Source organism: Alicyclobacillus acidiphilus NBRC 100859, assembly GCF_001544355.1.
GTDB classification, from domain to species: domain Bacteria; phylum Bacillota; class Bacilli; order Alicyclobacillales; family Alicyclobacillaceae; genus Alicyclobacillus; species Alicyclobacillus acidiphilus.
In genome coordinates this window covers 1-9,065 of sequence record NZ_BCQI01000093.1, presented here as the reverse complement: position 1 = coordinate 9,065, position 9,065 = coordinate 1, and the positions used below count along the sequence as shown (strand labels likewise).

General features: G+C 51.3%; 6 protein-coding genes. 2 read left to right on the top strand and 4 right to left on the bottom strand.

What is annotated here, in order from left to right:
- Together AAC01S_RS17355 and AAC01S_RS17350 are read right to left on the bottom strand one after the other, a co-directional pair.
- Window positions 1-886: glycosyltransferase family 2 protein (locus tag AAC01S_RS17355; RefSeq protein ID WP_067625449.1), on the bottom strand; the 886-nt coding region annotated here is incomplete at its 3' end.
- Window positions 870-2,267 carry an undecaprenyl-phosphate glucose phosphotransferase gene (locus AAC01S_RS17350; protein WP_067625447.1) on the bottom strand — a complete coding sequence of 466 codons (1,398 nt, stop codon included), beginning with the start codon at window positions 2,265-2,267 and terminating at the stop codon, window positions 870-872. The genes AAC01S_RS17350 and AAC01S_RS17355, both read right to left, overlap by 17 nt.
- Before the next feature lie 284 nt (window positions 2,268-2,551).
- On the opposite strand from AAC01S_RS17350, the gene AAC01S_RS17345 reads away from it, so the two are divergent.
- A complete protein-coding gene (locus AAC01S_RS17345) occupies window positions 2,552-4,840 on the top strand; it encodes an O-antigen ligase family protein (protein ID WP_245630275.1) in 2,289 nt (762 codons plus the stop codon).
- Between the two features lie 89 nt (window positions 4,841-4,929).
- Here the strand turns inward: AAC01S_RS17345 and AAC01S_RS17340 are convergent, their stop codons facing one another.
- On the bottom strand, window positions 4,930-7,422 hold the full coding sequence (locus AAC01S_RS17340) for a SpaA isopeptide-forming pilin-related protein (RefSeq protein WP_067625443.1): 2,493 nt from the start codon (window positions 7,420-7,422) through the stop codon (window positions 4,930-4,932).
- A 449-nt stretch (window positions 7,423-7,871) separates the two neighbouring features.
- A complete protein-coding gene (locus AAC01S_RS19630; protein WP_067625441.1) occupies window positions 7,872-8,837 on the bottom strand; it encodes a hypothetical protein in 966 nt (321 codons plus the stop codon).
- Here AAC01S_RS19630 and AAC01S_RS19795 point away from each other — a divergent pair.
- The coding region (locus tag AAC01S_RS19795; protein ID WP_217997860.1) for a hypothetical protein at window positions 8,836-9,065 on the top strand (230 nt) is incomplete at its 3' end. The two genes, AAC01S_RS19630 and AAC01S_RS19795, sit on opposite strands and share 2 nt — an antisense overlap.

The window sequence follows — 9,065 nt, the reverse complement described above, 5'->3', positions numbered from 1 at the left end:
TCTTTGTGATGAGCCTCAGGGACTGGAATCCAGCCTTCGGCCGTCTTATCATCAACAGAAAGAACCTTACTAGCTCCACAGCGACAGCAGCAAAGAGTTCTAGCGAAAAAGCATCCACGTGGCGCAGAAGTAACGCAACCTGATTCGCGTATGAGTGAGCAACGACCCTGTCGGCCATTCTCGAATGCCTAGACCACGTTCGTCGATGCGTGGCAACTGCGGTCGGTTCATATTGGAAATTCCATCCTCGGTGCCGAGCACGCCAACAAAGGTCGACGTCTTCTTTGTACACAAAGAATGATTCATCCAAAAACATGCCGTTAGGCAACCTTATCGTCTCGAGCATAGCCATGCGGTACATCGCGGCGGCGCCACAAATGCCCCAGACGCCTTCCGATACTGCGTATCTCGGCCCATCAGGCTGCTCAGATCCGCGATCCCGAACGTGAAACAAACCCTGCATCTCTAGACCTGCACTGTCCAACACTCCGCACGGACGTACCAGCTTTCCTGTTATGCCCCCTAGATTTGTGCTAAGCATTTTATCGACAAGACACTCGAGATAGCCTCGTTCCATGCGGACGTCAGGATTCAGTGTGACAACGTAATCTACGCCTGAGCCAGCGGCCCTGGCGAACCCTATATTATGACCTCCCGCATAACCTAGATTAACCGGGCAACAGATGACGGTTACGCCCGGGAACTCGCGAACCAAAAGGACTGTCTCGTCCTTGGAATTGTTATCAATGACCAGAATTGAATCAATGGCGAGAGTTTGTGAAAGCACACTACAAATACACGCCTCGATTGAATCTGCGCTGTTGTACGTCACGATCTGAACCTGTACCTTGGGCCTATCTCTCCGCTGGTCAGTAGGCATTTTCATGTCCGATCCCGTCTCGTAATGTCTTCACGAATATTCGCATGTCCATTCCAAACGACCAATTCTCGATGTAGTCGATGTCACACCGAATCCTTTCCTCGATGGAGGTATCACCACGCCACCCATTAACCTGTGCCCAGCCGGTAATTCCGGGACGAACACGGTGCTTGACCATGTATCGCGGTATGGAGTCCTTGAAGCTCTCGACAAACTGGGGCCGCTCGGGGCGTGGTCCGATGACACTCATGTCACCCTTGAGAACATTCCAAAATTGAGGCAACTCATCTAGGCTCGTCTTCCGAAGAAAAGAGCCCAGACGTGTCCTTCTTGGATCATTCGGTACAGTCCACTCCGTATCTTCCTCCGGTGATATATCTGGTCGATATTCCATCGTCCTGAATTTGTACATCGTAAACAGACGACGATTTTTGCCAACCCGCGTTTGTTTATAGATGGCCGGACCCGGCGACGACAGCTTGACCATCATGTAAATAGCAGCGTACAAGGGCGACAAGAGCAGTAATACGGTCAAACTACATACGATGTCGAAGCCACGTTTCAACGTTGCGTTGAGAGCGTCGTCAAGTGGTACATAACGAGTATCGATCAACGGCATACCAGCGAACGATTCGAATCGCGGGTTTGCTGGTAACACGTCGAAGTAGTCTGGGACAATAAGTGACTGAATACCAAACGACTCGCATATTGACACAATACGTGGGATTTTTCCATCTAAGGTTCTCGGCAGAGATATCACGACGTGATCAACCAATTCACCGCTGAGTACCTTCTCTAGATCATCGATCGAACCGAGGACTGAAATCGGCTCCTCTTTAGTGGGTTGTTCGGCCAACGCCCCAATAATGTGATATCCCAACCACGGGTATTGTTCCAAGCTGTCTATAAACCGATGAATAGCGGGTGTTAGTCCAACCACAAGAATGAATTTGCGATTCATCCCCCTAGTTCGCATGGCTCTCAGACTATGACGAATGCCTAAATGACTAAAAAATGTAAACACTGCGAAACAAATGGCGAACAAGACTAGAACCGCGCGGGAAAATTCCCCTGCATGAGTCACGTACAGGAAACTCATGAACAGCAGCAGGCCAACGATGACGCTTCGGGAAATAGCCAACGTTTCCTGCCAGAACGTTCTGGCTCTCATCGGTCTGTATAAGCCCGCAAAAAAATTAGAAACTAAGAACAGCGGGATGGCCAAAATGATCTCCGGCAAATAGTGTCCTATCGTTAAGTGCCCACCGTAGGGCAGGAGCCCCGAGTGAAACTTAAGGTACCACGCCAACAGAAAACTGCCCACGACGATGATGGCGTCAATCAATTGGAATAACCGGTTCCAAAACACCTGATACGTTCGAAACACGATATCTCCCCCCGCCAAATCGTCAACAATTCCGACTATACTCTATCGAAAAGTGTCGCAAAAGGTCTAATTTTTTCAGGTAGAGCCAATATCATTAACCTGACTAAAGATTCAATGTCCTAGTTCCATCGACTTGGATAAGCACTTGACGCAAAAAGCATCTCATGAAATTTTACCATATGGCCCAGCCAAACACTGCATGATTATGGCAGTTTCTCGTTTCTTGTCGAACAATCCATGGTAGAATGGAGTTGTTTGCATATTCCGTGTACTGGAGGTTTCCCGTGGCAACCAAACCTATTGCTCGTGGCTTCGGGCTTACGATTGGATTTGTTATCTGCATTGGACTAGCTATACTCCCATTCTTGTCCAACGGCGTGTTTTTCCCTGGCGGCCAGTTCACTTTGGATCTGACTCTCGCCGTCATATTGGCGTCCCTTTCCGGACTATTTGTCTTCTCCAAACCTTTCCGCACTTGGGCTACGGGCGAAGATTCAACCCGAATCGGCGATATTGCCATGCTGGGCCTCGTTTTCCTCTACGTCATAGCTCTATTTTACGCAGCATCCATGGATCTCGCTATGGAAGGCGCACTGAACTATTTTGCTTTGCTTCTGCCTTATTTCGCCTTTCGAATGAATCCTGTGCGCAGACTGATTGGCGGTTGGAGCGGCGGCGGATTCGCAATTGCATCTGTCGTGGTCGATGTCATCGGTATCGCGAATGGCTGGGGGCAATTAAAGTACCCATCGGCAACGGAATCTACCTCGCAAGGCCAAATTGAGATTGCGTCAGTATTTCAATATCACAACGCGTTTGGCGTGTTTGCAGCCAGTCTGGCCATTGGCATTCTCGTTTGGTCCGCTCGTTCCCGACTCGCTTGGTGGATTCGTGGAATTGGCCTTTCGATTGCCGGGCTCAATATCGCATCGATTCTCGCCAGTGAATCGCGTGGTGTTCTAGCCATTTGGGGCGTTTTAATGATCCTTGCCGCGATTGGCATGCGTGATGCCGCCTGCGGATCGAAAGATTCGCGCAATCGATTCCTTGGCGACAGCTATATTTCGGCAATTGGTGGACTGGCTGGGTACGAGCTGATTCACCACGCGATCACGTCCCACCATGCGACCTCCGGCTGGGCCGGGATGGTTCTTGCCGTCGTGCTGCCCTTTGTCATTGCTGCCGTTCGTCGATATACGTCCAGTTTTCTCGAAAAGATCAATGCGCGGAATGGATTGTGGGTTCTGATTGGCATTGGCATTCTCGGAGCGATTGTTGGATCTGCGGTAAAGCATCAAGCGATTGCGCAAAAAATCGCCTCGTACACGTCGAAGCAACTGAGCGTTTCCCAGCGTTTTATTTTCTGGGGCGATGGCTTGCACATTTTTTCTCGGAATCCCGTGACGGGGAGCGGCGCAGGTGCATGGCAGGCCATGTACATGCGTGTTCAATCGTATCCATATTACAGCAATAAATCTCACTCGTTCGGGATCGACACGCTGATTGAAGTCGGCATCCTTGGCGCGGTATGCATGATTGGCCTGATTTGGCCGATGCTGCGTCAGGTGGTGTGGCCCAGTCGGAAACAGTTGGAGAATCCGCAACCGTTGCGCTTCGCGTTTGTGGCCGCTGGGTTCATGCTCTTTTGCCACAGCCTAATGGACTGGGACATGTCGTTTGAGTACCTGCTCATGCTGTTCTTCATGGGTGCTGGCGCGGCTGCGAGTGAAGGCGGGATCGTCCGCTGGAGCTGGATCAGGAATGGTTTTTCGCGGAGATTCATGCCTTCCGTCATCGGCATCTTTAGCATCGCAACTGCCCTCGTGAGTGTTGGAGGCTTGATTGCAAACGAGGTAACGAGAAACGCGAGCCAGCAATCGCCGTCAACCGCCGAAAAGAGCTTCCGTACTGCGTATCATTTCGCGCCGTACGATGGAAACTACCTTGCAAATGCCGCATTGGCTCTGCTGCATTCGTCCACATCGACGGAAAGTCAGCAGCAGGCGGAAGATTGGATTCGTTCGGCTGAGCGCCTCGATCCGTACTCATCCTCGATAGCTGCGGATTACGCGCAAATTGCCTATCAATTGGGCAATTATTCGCTGGCATTCGAACAAGCTCAGTTGGCCGCAAAGAATGCGCCCTACTGGCCGACGAATATGTCGCTAGCGTTGACTGCCGGAACGGTCTACGGATTGCAGATTGCTCCGCATAATCCTGCGGCTGCACACAAGGCGTTCATGAGCGTGATCGAGCTGTATCAAGCATCTCAGGCCTACCAGGTGAACGTCAGCAAACTGCCGTCCTACTTGCCGCCAGCCGTGCCGTATACGTTGGATGGCTTCAGCGTGGTTTCCGTGGCGGCGTCTGAGTATGTGCTTGGGTTTACGGCGGCGGGGTCGCTTGCTGCAACGGAAGAAGACAGCACGGATCAGCATACCAAGGATACAGCAACGCTCATCGCTATGATGTCGAGTGACAGTCCTGGCGTTGCGGCCTTCGTGAAATCACACAGTGACGTACAGTCGTCGTATCATCTAGTGGTGGCGGCGAGGAAGGCGTTGGGAACCTAAACGTATTTTCGACGAATAATTATTTGAAAGTGATTGAACCCAAGCACAGGGTTATGCAACCCTGTGCTTGGGTTTCTTTGTATTGCCCGTTATACGTAGATAGAATCGGACTCCTGACTTTCCGTGCCGTTCAATGATTGAATGACGTAGTACGTGCCAACGGGTACATTCGAGAAGGTTGTTGTTCCGTCACTTCCCGCAGTTTGCTCCTTCACTATCGTCCCAGTTGATGTGAGTAGGGTTACCGTTGCGCCGGCCGTCAAGTTGGTTACATTTATGCCCCAAGTCCCATTCAAACCGACGGCTGCCACCACCGGCTTTTGTAATTGGGTTGCACCCACGGTTACCACGTTGGAACTTCCGCTTTGTGAACTGTTTATCGAATTCACAGCATAGTAGCTGCCGGATGGCACATTGCTAAACGTCACCTCATTTGATGCCGTGCCGGAGGAAGTCGCATATACCGTACCTCCGCTTCGGTAGAGTGTCACAATCATCCCGTTTGGAACATTGGCAGCCGTGATCGTTGAACCAGATACCATCAGAGTCGGGGGCAACAGTGTAGAAGTACCTGGCCCACTGGACACAGTTACTTCATTGGACGGAGGACTTTGAGTCGAGCCCTGAACAGACTCCGCGTAGTATGTTCCTGGCGGTACATTTTGAAAGACAAGCGATGTCGTCGAGGCCACGTTCGTGGCGTAAAGTGTTCCAGACGACATATAGAGATTAACCACTTCATTTGGAGTTAGACCCTGAACGGTGATTGTTCCTACTCCGTTCCCCTGTACAAGACTGACGGTCGGAGAAACCACTCCCGCGATAGTAACTTGATTCGACGCAGCACTTTGTGTGTTGTTGGCAGTCTGTTTTGCGTAGTACGCGCCTGGAGAAACGTTCGAAAAGGTCGCGGAGCCATTTGCATTCGCGACTGAGGTACCTTCAACTACCCCTGCTGCGGTGTACAACGTGACAATAGCGTTTGCCTGTACGGACGAGACTGTAATAGTCCATGAGCCGTTCAAAACTTGTGCGCTCGCAACAGGCGCGGCTAATGACGTGTTGACGGTGACCTCGTTTGAAGATGCACTTTGCTGTCCGTTCACAGTCTGTTTCACATAGTATGTCCCGTTCGCAACATTCGAGAATATCGCTGTCCCATTTGCACCTGCAGTCGCGGTGCTGTAGACCGTCCCGGTTGAGGCGTAAAGTGTTACGACGGCATTCGGGCTCAGGTTGCTGGCGGTGATTGAGGCAACACCATTCTGGCTTGTTGTCGCAATGCTTGGTGTTGCCGGTGTTGTTACTGTAACCGTGACCGTATTGGAATTGCCGCTAGTCTCGCCGTTCCAAGTCTGAACTGCGTAATATTTTCCAGCAGGTACGTTCGTAAATGTCGCATAGCCGGAGGAACTGCTTGTCGCTGTAGCCTGTACTGTTCCGGCAGAGGTATACAAGGTCACTGTTGCGTTTGGCACTGCGTTACTGACGCTGATGTCCACCTCTGCCGATGTTTGAACCACGGTTGCGGTGGGTGTGCTGAGGGAAGCACTTGAGGCAGGGTCGATTGTGATGGCGTTGGACTGATAACTCTGTCCGTTCTCTGTGGCAATCACATAATACGTTCCCGCCCCTACATCATTCACAGTGACGTGCCCGTAACTATTCGAGGTCGTCGATCCGAGTTTCTTCCCCGCAATGTCATACAAGGTGACGGTAGCCCCTGGTGCCGTGTTGTTCACTTCGATATACCATACTCCGTTGCTTTCACTCGCGAAGATGCTGGGTGTGGTCTGTACAGTAGACGAAGCATCGACCTTCACGGAATTTGACTTGGCGCTTTCGACATTTCCAACGGAGGCGGTCACATAGTAAGAACCGGCTGGCACATTGTAGAACGTTCCGTCGCCGTTTGCATCCGCGCTTGTTGAAAGGACGCGGGTACCCGCGCTTGTATACAACGTTAACACCGCGTTCGGCGTTGTTCCTGTGACTGCAATATTGGAACTACCGTTGCTCGATTCAACTTGCGCCTTTGGGATCTTGACGCTCTGAGTCGTTGTTCCGCTGGAGGAGTCTTCGTTTGAGATAGACCAGACATGCGCGGTGCCATCCCACGTTTCCGTGACGCCAAGGTCTTGGAGTACCTCACCTACGTAAAAAATCGGGACGTAGGTCGTCTGACTCTTCGTTTGGGGGTCTGGCTGAACAATGGTATTGACCTTCTTTACGACGGTACCGTTAACCTCGATGCTCGTATTCCCGGTTCCGACCGTCATGGACGAGAAGTCTGGCGATGTGTTCGTGGTGATTGACCATGTTTTGTTGGTGCCATCCCAGGTCGCGGTATAGTCAAGTTTTTGCAACGCCTGATCAATGTAATACAGTGACAGATATGTCGTCGTAGAAGAACCGTCATTTTCAGCGATCCCGTACGGTGTACTCACAGTTTGACCGTTCACATTGACATTCATCTTGAACCATTGGTTGACTGAGACATTTGTTGAAGAGGCGAATATGGTTGGTCCAAAAAGCGAAAGAGTCGCGGCAGCGGTGAGCAGCGACTTTGAAGGATTTCTCACTTAACTTGTCATCCCCTTATTCATCGAGTAAAGAGCGGCTAGGTAGGTGCCCCGATGTGTATCTTCTAGGCGTGTTATTCGATATCCTTTCTCTGCGTACCTACCGATCCATCCTCACCGCAGCATCAGTTCAACCTATATGCTGTACTGTAGTACTCCGTGGTAAAGTGTGACGAACACCTTGTTAGATATAAATACAGGAAAGGAACTTAGTGGGATATTCTTCTAGATCACGTAGGCGATCGAGACGACGACCACTAGGACGTGCTATTTGAATAGCCCATAATCGGCCGTGGATGGCTAAACTGGTGACATACCCAGTTTGTGCGGTATAGCCAACTCACCACTGTTAGAGCGTTATCTATTGTCACATGTTAGCACCGGCACATTAGCCTGCCGAAATAACAAGAGCCCGGACACACGCCCGGGCTCTTGGATAACCGACAAACTTAGAATTGAATTTGACCAGTTTGCGAAGCGGTTGGTGTTGCGCTACCGCTAGCCGTGAAGGTTGCGGTTGCACTGGTAGCTCCATAGACGAACTCCAGAACACCCTCGTTCGCGGCTGCACTGGGCGTGAATGCGAACAGGTTGCCGCTCGATACGGAGTTCGTATCAACCGTGTTGGCATATGGCGTCGTCGTCGAACCATCACCCTTAGCGTAGAGCACATCACCGTTTTGGAAGGTAATGCTCGCTTGACCGCTTGCATTGGTGTACACATCAATGTAGTTTTCCCCATTACCCCAAGTAACGAGGTTCGGAATACCTACAGAATAGTTCACCGTTTCATCGTTACCCAGTGGAATCGGTGTGTACACAGTTGCCCCGTTGTTGCCAATGGCCTCAGAAAGCTGGGTTCCGTCAATGCCGGTAATCCAAACACCCTCCGTTGACACAGACGGAGCCGGAAGGGCAACCTTCACGAGTTGGTTCGCAACAGGATCCCCACTGCCATCTTCAGCTGTGAACGTCACCGTTGTCGCGGTGCCAGCAGCCCCAATGTTAGAGAATACTGGTGCGAAGTTGGTAACCTTCACCGCCGTAGAACCACTGAACGTGAAGCCTGCGGTCGCCGTAGCCCCACCTGAGGTAACGGTCAACGTCGAGCTTGCAGGATTACTGCTACCAGCGCCCAACGTTACTGCAAACTCCGTGTTCTTGGAACCAGTAGCAATCTCCAGACCGTTTGCGTACCAGTCGTAGTTGCTTCCGTCGCTCTTGACTTCCAACACCAAGTTGGAATCCGCATTAATGGTGTTCGGCAACGTAACAGGCTGCAAGTTACCGCTGCCGTCCGTCACCTCAAGCCCAATCGTAGCACCATTGGTTGCAGCCAATGTGAAGGTCTGAGCAAGGCTCGATCCAGACAACAAGTTACCACTTGTATCGACCGGCTCGAAGTACGCAGCCATGGTGCTCGGAATACCAGATATGCTCGTGGGTGCCGAGGTTCCTGGTGCTGCCGACAGCGAGGATGCGAACGGATATACCGCAATGCTACCCAAGGTTACAGATGTCGAAGCATTTGGATCCGTGTATCCGAGGGAAGCACTAGCATACGAAGTAGAACTCGAAGAGTATGGAGTTGTTCCCACTTCAGCATACACATTCACCGGCTCAGCGGTAAAGTCATTTACATA